Genomic DNA, 15,025 nt, shown 5'->3' with positions numbered 1-15,025 from the left:
ATGAAAGTGAAAATGGATGAGACGAACAAAGCGATAATTAGACAGTTGCGTGATGGTAGAAAACCTTTTAGTGCTATTGCTGAAGAGTTGAGCATCACCGAGAATACGGTCCGTGCCCGTGTCAATAAGTTGATTGAAGAAGGGGTACTGGAGATTTCCGGCTTGGTGAATCCGGAAGTAATACCTGGGTTGCAGGTGGTCATGATGGGGGTGAAGCTAAAAACCCTTGACTTGGAGAGAAAAGCCAAAGAGTTTTCAGGCCTCCGAGGGATCATCTCTGCTTCTGTGGTTACCGGTCGCTATGATTTGATCGTCCATTTGGTACTGAGTGAGGATGAAGGATTGAGTCTCCTGGATTTCTTCAAGACTGAACTTGATAAGATTTCAGAGATTTCAGAGGTGGAGACCTTTGTGGTCTATCAGTCACATAATCTGAGAATCCCTTATATCCTGTAGTCCTTTGTGTAGAATACCTGTTGTAGGGTGCCTGAAAAGGCACCCTACAATATGTATGGCCAGTATTTACATACCCAACCTGTAGATGTTGATAAAACCCGTTGTAGGTTATAGAGAAACATGTTCTTTCATGCTATACTACCTCATGCTGTGTCAATGGCATGGATGATACGTACCACTTGAGGAGAGAAATAGTATGGCAGACCTGTCTACATCATATCTTGGATTGAAATTGAAGAACCCCTTGATTGCAGGGAGCAGCCCTCTTACATCATCATTGGATAACCTGAAACGTTGTGAAGATGCAGGATTGTCAGCAGTTGTTCTAAAATCCATATTCGAAGAACAGATAGACGTTGACAGTGAGTCAGCTGTAGATGAGTCAAATGCATATCTTACCCATGCTGATGCGTATGGGTTCATGAAACAAGCGAGCATGGAGCAGTCTATTGATGCGTATCTTACCCTGCTCGTGGATGCAAAACAGGCATTGGATATTCCTGTTATTGCCAGTATCAACTGCAGACAAAATGGAAGTTGGATTGAGTATGCAAAGCGTTTCATATCCTGTGGTGCTGATGCAATTGAGTTGAATCGCTATGTGGTCGCCGCAGACGTTGAGGTGGAGGGACCTGCCATTGAGAAGGAATATCTCTCTCTCGTGAAAAGTGCCAGAAAGCAACTCAAACTTCCAATCAGTTTGAAAATGGGGCCGGCATTCTCCTCATTGGCAAACATGCTCAGACGGCTTGATGAACTCTCCATTGATGGAGTAGTACTGTTCAACCGTTTCTATAGTCCTGACATTGACATCAACAAGCTTGCTTTGGTCCCTGCACAGATGATAAGTAGCAAGGACGAATATGCATTGAGTCTACGTTGGACTGCCTTGATGAGCGAGGAAGTCCGTTATGATATCTGTGCTGCTACCGGTATCCACAGTGGAAGCACTGTGGTGAAGCAGTTGCTTGCCGGAGCGAAGGCCGTCCAGTTGTGCTCCGTTTTGCTGAAGCAAGGACTCTCTTCAGTAGCAAAAATGGAGAAGGAGCTCTCCGATTGGATGGATTTACACGACTATTCCAGTATTCCTGACTTCAATGGCAAGTTGGCCCAAGAAAAGATGCCGGACCCCGCGAAATGGGAACGCGTCCAGTATATGAAGTCAATTCTGGAAGCTCAAAAGGGTTGAACCATGAATATAGAACAGTATAAAGACATAGCCCCCTATAGGGGGGAGGATGTTCGTAACGCAATCGATCGGGTTCTCAAGAATAAAGATGCTCTGTTGCGGATTCTCTCATCACTCGGACCTGTAGAGACGGAAGCAGAACGACAAAAGATTGAGACGTATGCAAAATCAATTTTTTCAAAGCTGGAAAAGGTAACGAGCTACAATGAATTCCAGGAGCATATTACCGCAGGTATATTCCTTCCTGCCATCATCGAGAAAAGTATAAACACCTTCTCCTTTGATGGGTTAGAGCAGATTGAAAAAGACAAAGCGTACTTGTTCATGAGTAATCATCGGGATATCGTGCTTGATTGCGCCTTGATTGACATTGCGCTCCAACGTGGAGGAAAGATGTTCTGTGAGATGGCAGTCGGAGATAATCTACTGACCGATCAGTTTGTCACCGATTTGTTCAAGCTTAATGGAGGGGTGACCGTCAAACGAACGCTTCCCATGCGAGAGAAATACTTGGAGTCCATTCGTCTTAGTGCCTATTTTGTTGAGTTGATCACTGAGGAAAACAAATCAATTTGGGTTGCTCAGAAGAGTGGAAGGGCAAAAGATGGAATCGATGTAACAACTCCAGCAATCATCAAGATGCTCCATCTCTCCCAGAAAAAGAAGGGAGTTACCTTCTCTGAAGTGGTGAACAGCTGTCGTATCGTTCCTGTTGCCATTAGCTATGAGTATGATCCCTGTGATTTGATCAAGGCAGGGGAGGAAGTGGCTCGTAAGGCAAAAGGCGAGCATTCCAAGAAACGATATGAAGATTTAATCTCCATCTCTCGTGGAATGAAAGGCTACAAGGGTAATGTGCATATCGCTTTTGGTACTCCGCTGGAAGGCGTGTGGGAGAATTCTGACCAGGTTGCCCAAGAGATAGACCGTCAGATTCATACCCTCTACAAGCTATGGCCAACCAATCTCTTTGCCTATGATTACCTTCATAACAGCACCCAGTTTCAGGAATCCTATAGAGATTTTGACAGCGAGGCTTTCCTGTATCGCTTCAAGGGTACCCGTGAGGAGGTACGTCAATTTGCACTCAACGCCTATGCGAATCCAGTTGTATCATACTTGGCTGCACAGAAAAAGTAGTATTCTTTGGCTCCTCTTCTGCATTCTGCTCCTTGCTTCCTGTAGCAAGGAGGAGATTGTTGTAGCCAATGTGGAGCATTCGATCAACCATGTAATTGACATCACTTCCGGGCAATTTTATGAGCATTTGTTGCTTTCATTCGACCTATTAGGGGAATCGCGACCGGTACAGGTGCGCCTCGCCTCATCAAACAATGTGTCCAGTTGGCTTGCCAGCGTACAAGGGGAAGGTACCGCTTCAGATACTGCACAGTATCAGGTGGGCCCGCTTACCATGGGAGAAGGAATTCCGCTTTCCTCCGGTATATATAATCTAACCATCATCAATGAGGATGGAATTATACGAAGTGAGCAACTCAAACTTTCCGCTTTCCCAAAAGAAAAATTACCGGTTGTAATACCACAGTATGAAAGTGAAACAGGAGTGCTTTCGTCACTCCCTGTTCCAAGTCAGATCCTTCGATATGACGAAACTGGCAAGTTGATATCCACAGTCTCCTTACGTGAGACATCCTATACGCTCCAGCAAGAGGATGCCTCACTGGCAATCCTTGCCGATGACATTACCTACCTCTTTCAGCGTTAGGTTCTCTGGACGGCCTTCATTAGTTCATCCTTGTTGAGCCTGATGACAAAGGTCCTTCCGTGCGGACAGGTCGGCTCTGCAAGAGCAAACACTTTTTCCAAAAGGGAGATGGCCATCATCCTGTCCATGGAATCCCCTGCCTTGATCGCCGCATGACATGCAACGATGGCGTATAATCCTTTTTCGACTTCTTCACTCTCCCCACTCATTGTCTGTATGAAGGAAACCAACTGTTTCTCGATCGAGCGATACATTGCAGGGATTGCATGGATTTCCCACAGGAGATCAGCACTGCGAACCAGTTTGATACCCAAGTTCAAATACACATCCAAATTTTGCTGCAGATAGGTATCGACATCTCGTTCAACCTCAAAGGAGAGAGGAATCATCAAGGATTGTACTTCCCTCTTCGCCCTCACCTCATCATACAGAATCCTTTCATGTGCAGCATGCTGGTCAACTAAGTAGAGATCATTCTCTTTCTCTGCAATGAGGAATAAGTTGAATGCTTGCCCTAGATAGGTAAAATTTTTGTTCTCGGCCTGCATATCCCAGATATTCTCTGTTTCCGTGGCTCTGGTTGTTTGCATACCATCGGATTGAAGAATCTCCTTCGCCTTTTGGAACCACTCAGGGTCGATGGGTTTTCTTGCTTCGCTCTGGTACTTTCCACTGTGTTCATGACTCGATGATTCCGCAGGTCTTTGATGAGTATACATTGCTTTAGGTGTTAATAACGGAGTCTGTTCGTCCTGGATTTCTTTTGCAACAATCCTTGGAATTGTGCGGCGAACTTGACTGGAAATCATTTCCACCACTTGATGATGTATCTCAGCTTTATTCCTGAGCTTTACCTCTCGTTTGGTTGGATGGATATTGAAATCGACCAGGGTAGGGTCAACATCAATGAAAAGATAGCAGTACGGAAAAGCTCCCCCATGCAACATCTCACCGTAGCCATAGGTTACTGCCTGTACCAAGGCGAACTCTTCGACCGGCCTGTTGTTCACGAAAATCTTGATATGCGATCGGTCACTCCTGTAAAGCGCTGGGGAAGAACACACAGCATACAGGTTGAAACGTCCCGCACTATCATAGAGCTCCAGCATTTCTGAGGGAACGATATTCTGGCTGATGGCCAGAACATCCAGAACGCGTTGCTTCTTGGTTGTGGCAGGGAGATCTACACGAACTTTACCGTCAGTGATGAACCGAAACGCCCGTTCAGGGAACGCAAGGGCCTTCTCTTGTAGGACATAACGACACATGGTTGCTTCAGTCGAAGGTCGTTTAAGGAATTGCCGTCTTGCTGGGAGTTCCTTGAACAGACCTTCTACCCTTACCGTTGTTCCTTCTCGCGGACCCCCCGGTTGTACCTGACCTTTACTTCCATTGTCCACGGTAATCTGATATGCATCCTGTCCTAGGTAACTGCTTGCAATGGTGACAGTAGAGACTGCGGCAATGCTATACAAGGCTTCGCCCCGGAAACCCATACTTTGTATGTGGAAAAGGTCTTCAAGGTCATGAACTTTGCTGGTAGCATGGCTTTCGCAAAGCAATGGAAGGTCTTCCTTCGCAATGCCCTCCCCATCATCGATCAACTTGATCGTTTCAAGTCCGCCGTCGGTAACACTGGCAACCAGTGTCTTGGCTCCTGCATCAAGTGCATTATCAAGCAATTCCCGAATGACCGAAGCTGGTCTATCAATAACCTCACCTGCAGCGATACGTTGCGCAACAAGCGGATCGAGCTTTTGTATTCTCATACCATGACTCTATCATAGAAGGCATAAAAGGGCAAAACCTCTCTCTAGAACTGTTTCTCAAGATTCAGGGAAACACTCACACTGAGTACAGGGTTGGTGTAGCTCGCCAACTGGGGAGGGTACTGAGCCTTCACAAGGAGTGTAAAGGGATCAAATGCATATTGGAGGGAGAGGAAACTCGTGCTGTACGGTCCTCTAAGTAAGGAGAGAGCATCCTCATTGCCTTCAAATACGTCAGTGATGTTGTTTATGAGGCCAAGCTGGGCAAATCCAAGGCTAAATTGAAGTCGTTCTTTTGTATAGGAAAGTGATAGCTGGCTGTAGTCAGCTTGGTGACTCCCTGAAACAGGCGATGTAAGATTTGTGATGGTAGTGACATCGGAGCTGAAGGGTATGTTGAACAACAACCTGGCTTGCAAGGCTTTTCCTTGGAAACGTACATCGCCGAGTACTTCAACGGTTGAAGTATAACTTGTAACTAGGAATGAGGCAAACTCATTGGCGATGAGCGGATGATTCTCACCTTTGGTCAGAGAGACCAGCACTTTAGAGAAGAACTGATCTCTCTTCAGTGAGAATCCACTTCCCAGTAGGTAGTTGGGGAAGAAGGTATCTACCGAAGTGTCTATAAAGGAGTCAGTATCGAGAGTGGGGTAGGTAGGAAGAAATCCACTTGCTTGCAAGAGGAACCTGAACTCGGTAGTCCTTGTGTTAATAACTGGGAACCCTAAACCAAGGAATGGATAGACATCAACACGCCAAGATGGAGAGCGGTCAACAACGGCAAGACCACCGAGTGCAACAGACATGCGATAACCACTGTTAGGGGTGAACTGGAGCAGGGAAGACCCAAATTGACGGTTGTTCTTGGAAAGTGCACCAAAATAGAGATCATCAAACGTAGTTACAAGGGTAACCGGCCCCGCTTTGACTTGATTCAATACCGCTAATTTCTGGTCAGAGATGAGCGATGGTGCATACAAACTGCTCAGTTCCGTAGTAATCGGGAATTTCCGATCCATAGTCAGATAGAACGTACTGCTGTTATAGCCGATTCTCAACTGATCAATGAATGAGAAAGCATAAGCCAGTTGTTCGAGATGGGGAGTTGGAACAGGGGAGAACGTGTTGCTGAATGAGGAAAAATCTTCGGTTTCCAGTGCGCCCTGCAACTTTATGCTGAACAATCCTTTTTCGAAATATGGCTTAAGGAAAAGTTGATGTTGCAATATATCTGCATTGCTTCCATCAAAGGTGAACCGATAGCCCAATTCCAGTCCAAAAGATCCCGTTGCTTTTGCCGCTTCTGCAGAGAACGTTAAGGCAGGTCGACTGGCTTCTGCTGGATAAGCAATGGTGCTCTCTCCCTCTTCAATGACTGGCTCCAGCACTGCTTCTTCCTCGGAAGTTACAGGGGCAGTTTCGATGGCTGGCTCTTGAATTCCTTGGATTTCCTCAGATTCCAACGCTTCCTCAACAACTGGAATCTGAGAGGAAACAGGTTCTTCATACTTTATCGCTGGTACCACATCTTCAATAATTTCCTCTGCTTCTATCGTCGCTTGAGGAGAAGAAGGATTGGTTGGAGTCTGAACATGCTGCGATACACGATAAATGGTGGGAACCTCCGGAATCATAGGACGAATAGTGATCTTGATCCTGTCCTTTGGTGGAGCAATGATGATGTTGCTGATCTGTTTCACATGCTCTGGAATCTTTAGTTCCTCAACTTCAACCTGAATGGTTTGCAAGGGTTTTGGAATAAACTCAGATTTCTCAGCTACAACAAGATTGGAAGGTTTCTCAGCCAAGGCATGGATGGTCACTCCTCCCATAAGGGGTGGGGTAAGTGTTATTCTGTCCACTTTTGCTTTCGGAGCAAGTGGTGTGGAGGGAGATGTCGTCTTTTCACTCAGTTCCTGTATGATCTGTTTTGCAAGCATCATATCAGGATACGTCGCATATGTAAGATAGTATCCTGCCTCGATATGCTTCAACCGTGCCATTCGTTCCTGCATGAACAATTTTTCAAAAGTCTTGACTTCCCGTTTAGCACCCGTAAGTACGTTATAAGAATCAACTGTACCAGTAAAGGTGGTGACACTCTCTTCTTCATCGGTGGTGATAACCAGCATTTCACCATTTCCATGTAATACAAAACGGGAGACAGGAGTAGTGACAGTAAGTGAACCGCCTTCCATATCATACGTATTGAAGGTAGCCTTTCCACTGACCAGATAGAGATCAGCTTCGCGGCCTACCAAGTCACCGGTAACCAACAGGGAATCCTCAAAGACATTGATGGTGCCACGAGGCGTAACGAGTAGAATTGGGGTATCAGGATTGTGTATAATCCATCCTTCTGCGATGTTCTGGGCTTGATCACTGGTTGCTTCAAGCCGGTTTCCCTGGCTATCATATAGATGTAGGGCGGCGATATCTCCATCACCGATAAATACCTCATCCTCTGCGAAGAGGGCTGTGGCGATTGTTAAAACCAACAGAAGGAGACCAATGCATCTCACCAATCGTTTCATAGAAACTCCCATCATGACGTTACAGTATTGATATCTTTACCAGTGTGTCCAGCGAATAGGTAGGTTCTGCATTTTCATCGAAGTGGACACGAAGGCCGATATCAAATGAATAGGGCTTGACCTTGATGACTGTTGTCGAAGAAAGCACCACATTTCGTAGTGTTTTCAAGCCTTCAAAGAAACCTTCTTCTGTATTCATAGGATAAAGCTTTTCATATTGCAAGTCCAGTGAAACAATATACATAAAGGGTTTATCGATTCTGGCATTTGCAACAAAACTGTAGTCGTGGAAATCACCATTTGTAAGATTGCTTTCCATATGGGTACTCAAGTAGAGACCACGGCGGGTAATGTTCAAGCCCATCATACCATCGAGATGAATCGTACCAAGCTCAAGACGGAGCTTTTCCGTCTCCTCAGGCTCTCTGGTTTCAAAATCAGAGGAGTAGTAATTTGTATAAAAACTCCCAAAAGTGGGAATGGTCAAGCTGGTGTTGAACACGAAGAAGCTTCTGGTGTGTCCCCATAATCCATACCGTAAGGCTGACCCAAACTGTTTGTTTTGTGTATCAGGAAACTGAAGCAGGAAATCGGTGAACACATCGAGACTCAGAAAATTACTTTCATATAACGGAAGAGAGAAATCGAGTGAAATCATCTCTTTGCCCAAGGGTGCCTGGTTTTCCTCTTGATAAGGGCTGCTTGCATGAGAGAGTCCAACTTCAAGTTTTGAGAATAAGGAAAGTTGCGGGTACTCATACAAGGGATGAGCATAGATGCGCCATGCACGTAATGTTGGTTCATAGAGGTCATTGGTTACGAATTCAAAACCAGCATTCGGGATGTTGAGCAAGGTACCATCGAGCATGACATCAAGTCCTGGTCGGCTCTCACGGTATCCGATACTGTAATCGAAATAACCATTGAGCAATGCACCATCTCCAAGGGTAATCCCCATCAGTTTTCCATACCGGATGTATAAGGACTCATAGCGCTGTCCCCACTGGATCGAGCGGATGAATGAACCATAATGCCTTGCTATCCTGAGCGCATAATCCTCAAAATTTTCTTCGTCTTCCCGCTGTGGTATCTCCCAGGGGGAGAAGTCGAGCGTGAGATTGAATGGGTCGAATGTGGCTTTGCCCTTAATTTTTAGGTCGAGTTGGAGGGAGAGGTTTCCAACGGAAAAGTCCGGTTTATAGGAGACGCTAAACGAACCATCTGAGGATGCTACACCTTCCAGCAGGCTGTCCGAGGTGCTTGGAGGATAGTATGTGGTATCACCAGGAGTAGTTTGTTCAAGGTCGGAGGGTGTGGACGAGTCAAGCAATCCATCAGGACTGCCTGTACTTTCCTCGTTCTGTGGTAGTGTGCTTGACTCCTCTGTGGCTGTAGCGTCATTCATTATTTGCACTTGTTGTACGGAAGAACTCAATTCCTCAGCAGAAAGTGGCAGTAAGACCGTCAGCAGCACCAAAAAGAAGAGCAAGCAGGCACGACAAAGCATTGTTTGCATCCCTCCTCCCTCACTACAATCATCACATGAACCCGGCATGGTTGTAAACAGGCTGGATGTGGACAAGTTACATTCTGGGCTCGAAGTGATGGGCTTTATACATGTGCTCTCGGCTTAGTTTATCTAGGAGCGACAATTCCTTGACGATTGGCTTGATGCGGGAGCGGATGTTCGTCTGGTCATAAGGGCAGACGGGCTTAACCACCGGAAGGTCGTATGCTTCTGCAAGTCTTTTGGTTACTGACTCGTGTACCTCTATCATTGGGCGTATCACATTGATCTTTCCATCGAAAAAGGGCTGTACTGGCTGCATGGTGGAAAAGTTGCCTCTCAGGCAGAGATTCATCAGGCTGGTCTCCACCAGATCATCGAGGTGGTGTCCCATAGCAACAAGATTCATCCCCTCTTCCTCACAACGGGTGAAGAGAATTCTCCTTCTATTCCTTGAGCAGAGATAGCAATTGAATTCACCCTTGAAAGATTCCGGGAATTGATGCTCATCCACTATTTGAAAATCGTACCCAAGGTCATTGAAGTAGGTGGCAAGCAATCCACGGAATTCCTCTGGAATCGGGTGTTCGATCCAGTTGATCATCAAGGCCTTTAGATTGTAGTGGATAGGTAGCCACTTCCTCCTGATAGAGAGGGCCAGGGCAAGGGCCAGGCTGTCCTTGCCCCCGCTTGCGGAGAGAAGCACGGTATCGTTCTCTCGAATCATAGAGTAGGTATTCACAGCCTTGCCGGTATGTTTGATAAAACGCATGACCCAAGGAGGGATATTTCCCTCAAGCAGTGTCCTATAGGATAATTTTTCCATGTAATCAGAACTCCAATGCTCTTCTCAATGCCTCTGAAGAGAGCGTATGTGGTGTGAAGATTCTGAATTTTCTCAAGCTTTTTGTAAAGACCCTCCCAATATCATTGGAGAATACGTAATCTACCTCGCCGAATCCGCTCAGTGATCCATTCTCGTGAAGGATGGGAAGGTTTGCCTCGAAGCTGATCGGTTCTGGAATATCCACAATAATTTCACTGGGATCACACCCAAGTTTTTTCGCAATGCTTCTCTCGAAGGAGAGCCGAGTGAAAAGATCATGGTTCATTTTCTCCAGCACACCTGCTTCTTCAAAGGGTTTCTCGAATTTTGCTGTGTACAGTTGATTATCACGCACCAAAGAGAAGAGGTTGCTGTAGGTGAAGTGCTTCTTTTGTGGCAGTGAGAAGAACTGCTCATCATCCAACCCATAGAGATCTTCTGCCAGCAACGATCCATCAGCCAAGGATGCAAGAACGGCTTTTTTGATCATTGCAGTGGCACTTCGGGTTGTGGTATGCCAATAGACATTGCGATACATCAGATACTTGCTGAACAGGAGGTGTTCCACCGAACCGAGAGCTTCCTCCTGCAAAGCCAGTCTGCCTTGTGCAATGACAAGTCGGTCAACGATGTAGGATACATCCTGGGTCCCATAGGGAACCCCACAGAAAAACGCATCCCGGTTGAGGTAGTCAAGCTTGTCTGGATCGAGTGTCCCAGAGAGGATGCTGCGATAAAGCAGGACCTCTTCATCATCACTCTCTTGGTGTTCATCGATGATGGAGCCAACTCGCTCAGGATCCAGTCCTGCCTGTTCAATCGCACTGTGTAAGATTTTGTCCTCCCTTATCATTGCAGAGGCAATTTCCTCATGACTGGTAAGAGGAAGTTCTTTGAGTGAATGGGCAAACGGGAAGTGTCCAATATCATGCAAGAGGCATGCACAGAGAAAGGTAAGGGCTCCCTCCTCTGTAATTGGAAGCTGTTGTTCGTGGCTACAGAGGCTTTGAAGGATGGAATACCCAAGATGATAGACACCAAGGCTATGGTCGAGCCGTGTATGCACAGCTCCTGGATAAAGGTGGAAGGTGGGTCCTAATTGTTTGATTCTTCCCAGTTTTTGTACTGTTGGAGTCAATACAATGGACTTGAAGGCTCTAGAAAGCTTTATATCCTTCCACAAGGGATCTCGAATCGTTGTTTCCTGTTGGCGATAGAGTGCAGCGAGCAACTCGGTATTGCGGTATTGCATACGGAGAGTGTAGAGCAGTGTTCACCTTGGTGTAAAGTACAAGATTATGGTAGAGTGAGAAGCCTTTCATCGGGTACACTGACAGAAAGCGAGGAATGTCCATGCATCATTACCTGATTATCGCCGATGATTTCACCGGTGCAAATGACAGTGGTCTACAACTCAAACGGAAAGGGCTCTCTACCCGTGTAACGATTGGTAGCTATTCCCCGAGAGATACGTTGGCTGATGCACTTGTGTTGGACACTGAGTCACGGAATACAAGCGAGCTAGAAGCCGCTTCCTTGGTTCATTCTGCACTACAAGGATTGGATGATAGAGCCTTTTCCGTAATCATGAAGAAAATTGATTCCACCCTGCGCGGCAATATTTGTACCGAAGTCATGGAGGTTGCAACGTTCTGTACTGCAGAACTGATCATAGTTTCTCCTGCTTTCCCAGATCAAGGAAGAACAGTACAGGGCGGAAGACTATTGGTTCATGGAAAACCGTTGCTGGAGAGTGATTATGGCAAGGATCCTAGAAAACCGGCAATGGAGGATGACCTGGTTTCTCTGTTTTCCCAGGGACAGAATACGTATAGAGTGGCGCACCATCTGAAGGGAACTGCATTCCCGGCCGTGGAAGGGAAAACCCTCCTAGTTTGTGATGCACTTACACAAGATGATCTGCTTCATCTTGCCAACTGGGCTGTCCAGCGGAAAGAACAGATATTGTATGTAGGGAGTGCGGGACTCGCTGATGCGCTCTGCAATGTACAATTTCCCTCTCGTGGAGTACTGGGAATGGTTGCAAGTCTTAGTGGGGTAACACGCGATCAGGTGATGTATGCAAAGAAACACGGTATAGTCACTGAAGAGGTTGCAGTGGAAACATTGCTTGAAGATGGGGATTTTTCCGTACTCATCCAACGAATTAAAGAGACAATACTAGGGCGAAAGCCGGTTCTGGTTGTTGTTTCCTCAGTTCTTGATGAGACTGCTTTCAATCGTTCTATTGAGAAAGGGGATAAAAAAGGCCTCTCTTCAGATGCAGTTGCTGCAAGGATCAGGGACTCCTTCAGCCTCTTGGGGAAGGATTTGGTTGAGCAGTGTGATGTGGGCGGTTTGTTGCTCACCGGTGGAGATACTGCGTTCGGCTTGTTGGAGGCTTTGGGAATCCATGAGGTGGAAATACTCAGGGAAGTACAAGGTGGTATTCCCCTCCTTGAGGTACCAACAGGGAATTATGCGTCGATGAGAATTGTCACCAAGGCAGGGGCTTTCGGAAATAAACAAGCAATTGCTTATGGAATGAGGGTTTTGCAAGAACGGTAGGAGCGTGTTATGGAAGGAAAGAAATTTGGGATTACACTTGGGGACCCCTGTGGTATTGGGCCTGAGATTACCCTCAAGGCTTTGCATGCCAAGATGGAGTACCAGAAGAGCGCATTGTTGTTTGGAACCCGTTCGCTTTTGGAGTATTACAACTCCCTTCTTGGATACGAAATGAGGTTCAATACAATCAAGAAGATTGAAGAGTGGGATGACTCAGCAATCAATGTGTATGACCCTCATCCGGTTGATATTTCCCAGATCCAGGTAGGAGTAGTAACCTCCCTTGGTGGTACCATAGCCTTTGAAAGCGTGCGTGCTGCAATCGAATTTGCATTGCGTAAGGATATTTCATCAGTGGTTACTGCTCCACTCAACAAGGAAGCACTCCACCTTGCAGGATTTCCCTACGCCGGCCATACCGAAATCTTTGGTGCATTTACCAAAGGGGAGCGGTATGCAATGTTGCTTTACAGTGAGAAATTGAAGGTCATCCATGTCTCAACCCATGTTTCGCTCAGAAAAGCCTGTGACCTCTGTAAGAAAAGCAGGGTCCTTGAAGTCATACATCTTGCACATGAGACACTCAAGAAGATTGGCTATGAGAATCCAAGGATTGCAGTGGCGGGCTTGAATCCACATGCAGGGGAAAATGGAATTTTTGGGGATGAGGAGATCAAGGAAATCATTCCCGCCATCGAGGAAGCGAAGGCAGAAGGATTGAATGTCAGTGGTCCAATCCCTCCTGATACGGTATTCTTGAAAGCGCTTCAAGGTTCTTGGGATATCGTGGTAGCAATGTACCATGATCAAGGGCATATTCCTTTGAAAATGCTCAGCTTCGAAAGCGGGGTTAACATCACTGTCGGTTTGGATGTCATCAGAACTTCCGTAGACCATGGCACTGCTTTTGATATCGCCGGTACATTGAAAGCAAGTGAAAAAAGCCTACTGAAAGCAATAGAGATCGGGGAAAAACTCTAGGAAAAGGAAAGAGGAGGCACTGCCTCCTCTTTCTCAATACTACATCCCTTATGGTTATCCTACATAGGGGATGGCATAGGGTCCATCACTCAGATAGAGAATCTTCAAGTCCTTTCTTTGCTCTCTCTTTTCTATATGCTGGATGACTTTCTTGACAACCTCGCTGTACTCAGTGCTATTGGTCAATGAGGAAGCATCGATTCCAGGGAGTCCGCTATTGTCCTCTCCCGCAATCTGGGGAGCATAGTAATAGTAGTGGTCCAAAGGAATCTTCTCAAATACGGAAGCCCATTTCTGTACCTGCCATTGGTCTGGCATGAACGGCCAATCCTTGCTGTGCAGGAGGGTCACCAGTTCTTGTGCGCTGGTAAGCGCCAAGATACTCAGTACAGTCTTGTACATCACCGAACCCACAACATCTTTCTTGTCCGTAAAGTTGGCAATGCTGATCAGATACCCGTCCTTCTTCAACGCACCGATTGCAGCAAAAGCTGCCTTCGCGCTCTGGTAGTGGTTAATCCCGACAAACCCAGCGTGCGTGATGACAATATCAGCCTCTTCGTTGATGGGAATCTTTGCATACCCTTTTACCATCTCAAAAGCTTTTTGATGTGCCACCTCCAAGTCTCCAGCAAACACTCCCGTGATGTTGAATGCATGGTCTAGGGTTACATTGATGATGAAATCCACTCCTGCCATCTTTGCGAATGCGAGAGATTCCTCGTGTACTGGATTACCATCCAAAAGCAGGTCACAGCTGTTTTGATGACCCATCAGGTCTGCTCCGTGGAACAGGAAGGTGCCATGTTCGCTGATTAGGCCTGGACAGACGGATTTGCGTCCACCACTGACCCCAGCCATAAAGTGGCTTTCCACCAATCCTGTGAGAATTTTCAAATCAGCCTTGCTATAGATGCTGTTGATCTTCACCTCGCTTCCCCGCTCGGTCCTGCCGAGGTAGGTGAGGTTGTCATCCTCTTTGCAATCATGATTTACGATGGCAATCTTATGTTCAAATACCCAAGGATCAATGATTCGTTCAATCTCATCATCGGTCATTGGACGGTGTGTACCAGTTGCAATAAGAACCGTAAGATTATCTTTTTCATACCCAGTTTCAAGAAGCACTTCCAGAAGAGGAACCAAGATGTTTCCTTCCCCCTTGTACGGTACTGGACGGGTATTGTCGGAGATGACAATTACGGCCTTTGCTTGTGGGTTTGCTGCAAGTTTGGCTTTCGCTATATGTTGGAAGCTATCGGATGCAATGGGATTGGCAAGTGCATCAGAAACCGCCTGTTTGGGATCACTGAGTGCCTTTGGCGCCTGCATTGCATACACTAGGGTATGTTCAGGTAATTCTAGTTTCTTTCCCTGGCTGTCTATTGGGTTATGTACCTGCATGGTTGACTCCTTGAGCAAAGAAAGACGAGCATGTGCCCGTCTTTCTTGATAATTGTATACAA

12 protein-coding genes are annotated in these 15,025 nt (G+C 46.4%); 6 read left to right on the top strand and 6 right to left on the bottom strand.

The features are described 5' to 3' along the window. From DYP60_RS05870 to DYP60_RS05855, 4 genes are all read left to right on the top strand, one after another. Complete coding sequence (locus tag DYP60_RS05870) at nt 1-456, top strand: Lrp/AsnC family transcriptional regulator (RefSeq protein WP_202384354.1); 456 nt, start codon at nt 1-3, stop codon at nt 454-456. Nucleotides 457-652: 196 nt separating this feature from the next. After that, nucleotides 653-1,645: a dihydroorotate dehydrogenase-like protein gene (locus DYP60_RS05865; protein WP_117329960.1), complete on the top strand. Its 993-nt coding sequence runs from the start codon at nt 653-655 to the stop codon at nt 1,643-1,645. 3 nt (nt 1,646-1,648) lie between these two features. After that, entirely contained in the window at nt 1,649-2,785 is a 1,137-nt protein-coding gene (locus DYP60_RS05860; protein WP_117329959.1) for a 1-acyl-sn-glycerol-3-phosphate acyltransferase, read from the top strand. Beyond that, complete coding sequence (locus DYP60_RS05855; RefSeq protein ID WP_117329958.1) at nt 2,742-3,371, top strand: hypothetical protein; 630 nt, start codon at nt 2,742-2,744, stop codon at nt 3,369-3,371. The genes DYP60_RS05860 and DYP60_RS05855 overlap by 44 nt, the downstream gene beginning before the upstream one ends. On the opposite strand, the gene mutL is transcribed toward DYP60_RS05855, so the two are convergent. The 5 genes from mutL to DYP60_RS05830 all read right to left on the bottom strand — a co-directional run bounded on the left by mutL (nt 3,368) and on the right by DYP60_RS05830 (nt 11,262). Beyond that, nucleotides 3,368-5,140, bottom strand: coding sequence for a DNA mismatch repair endonuclease MutL (gene mutL, locus DYP60_RS05850; protein ID WP_117329957.1), 1,773 nt, complete (start codon nt 5,138-5,140; stop codon nt 3,368-3,370). The genes DYP60_RS05855 and mutL overlap by 4 nt on opposite strands. A gap of 44 nt (nt 5,141-5,184) precedes the next feature. After that, nucleotides 5,185-7,677 carry a hypothetical protein gene (locus DYP60_RS05845; protein WP_117329956.1) on the bottom strand — a complete coding sequence of 831 codons (2,493 nt, stop codon included), beginning with the start codon at nt 7,675-7,677 and terminating at the stop codon, nt 5,185-5,187. 19 nt (nt 7,678-7,696) lie between these two features. Next, on the bottom strand, nt 7,697-9,193 hold the full coding sequence (locus DYP60_RS05840; protein ID WP_133299294.1) for a hypothetical protein: 1,497 nt from the start codon (nt 9,191-9,193) through the stop codon (nt 7,697-7,699). A 67-nt stretch (nt 9,194-9,260) separates the two neighbouring features. Next, nucleotides 9,261-10,010, bottom strand: coding sequence for a tRNA 2-thiocytidine biosynthesis TtcA family protein (locus tag DYP60_RS05835; protein ID WP_117329954.1), 750 nt, complete (start codon nt 10,008-10,010; stop codon nt 9,261-9,263). Between the two features lie 4 nt (nt 10,011-10,014). Beyond that, nucleotides 10,015-11,262 carry an HD domain-containing protein gene (locus tag DYP60_RS05830; RefSeq protein WP_117329953.1) on the bottom strand — a complete coding sequence of 416 codons (1,248 nt, stop codon included), beginning with the start codon at nt 11,260-11,262 and terminating at the stop codon, nt 10,015-10,017. A gap of 101 nt (nt 11,263-11,363) precedes the next feature. Between DYP60_RS05830 and DYP60_RS05825 the strand changes: the two genes are divergently transcribed. After that, the gene (locus DYP60_RS05825; protein WP_165849517.1) at nt 11,364-12,578 is read left to right on the top strand and encodes a four-carbon acid sugar kinase family protein; all 1,215 of its coding nucleotides are present in this window, start codon (nt 11,364-11,366) and stop codon (nt 12,576-12,578) included. Nucleotides 12,579-12,587: 9 nt separating this feature from the next. Next, nucleotides 12,588-13,559, top strand: a complete 972-nt coding sequence (pdxA, locus tag DYP60_RS05820) for a 4-hydroxythreonine-4-phosphate dehydrogenase PdxA (protein ID WP_117329951.1) — start codon at nt 12,588-12,590, stop codon at nt 13,557-13,559. 54 nt (nt 13,560-13,613) lie between these two features. Here pdxA and DYP60_RS05815 read toward each other — a convergent pair whose 3' ends face one another. After that, nucleotides 13,614-14,963, bottom strand: a complete 1,350-nt coding sequence (locus tag DYP60_RS05815; protein ID WP_117329950.1) for a lactate racemase domain-containing protein — start codon at nt 14,961-14,963, stop codon at nt 13,614-13,616. Between the last annotated feature and the right edge of the window lie 62 nt (nt 14,964-15,025).

Source organism: Sphaerochaeta halotolerans (genome assembly GCF_003429665.1).
In the GTDB taxonomy this organism is placed as follows: domain Bacteria; phylum Spirochaetota; class Spirochaetia; order Sphaerochaetales; family Sphaerochaetaceae; genus Sphaerochaeta; species Sphaerochaeta halotolerans.
This window is presented reverse-complemented; position numbering and strand designations above follow the sequence as displayed.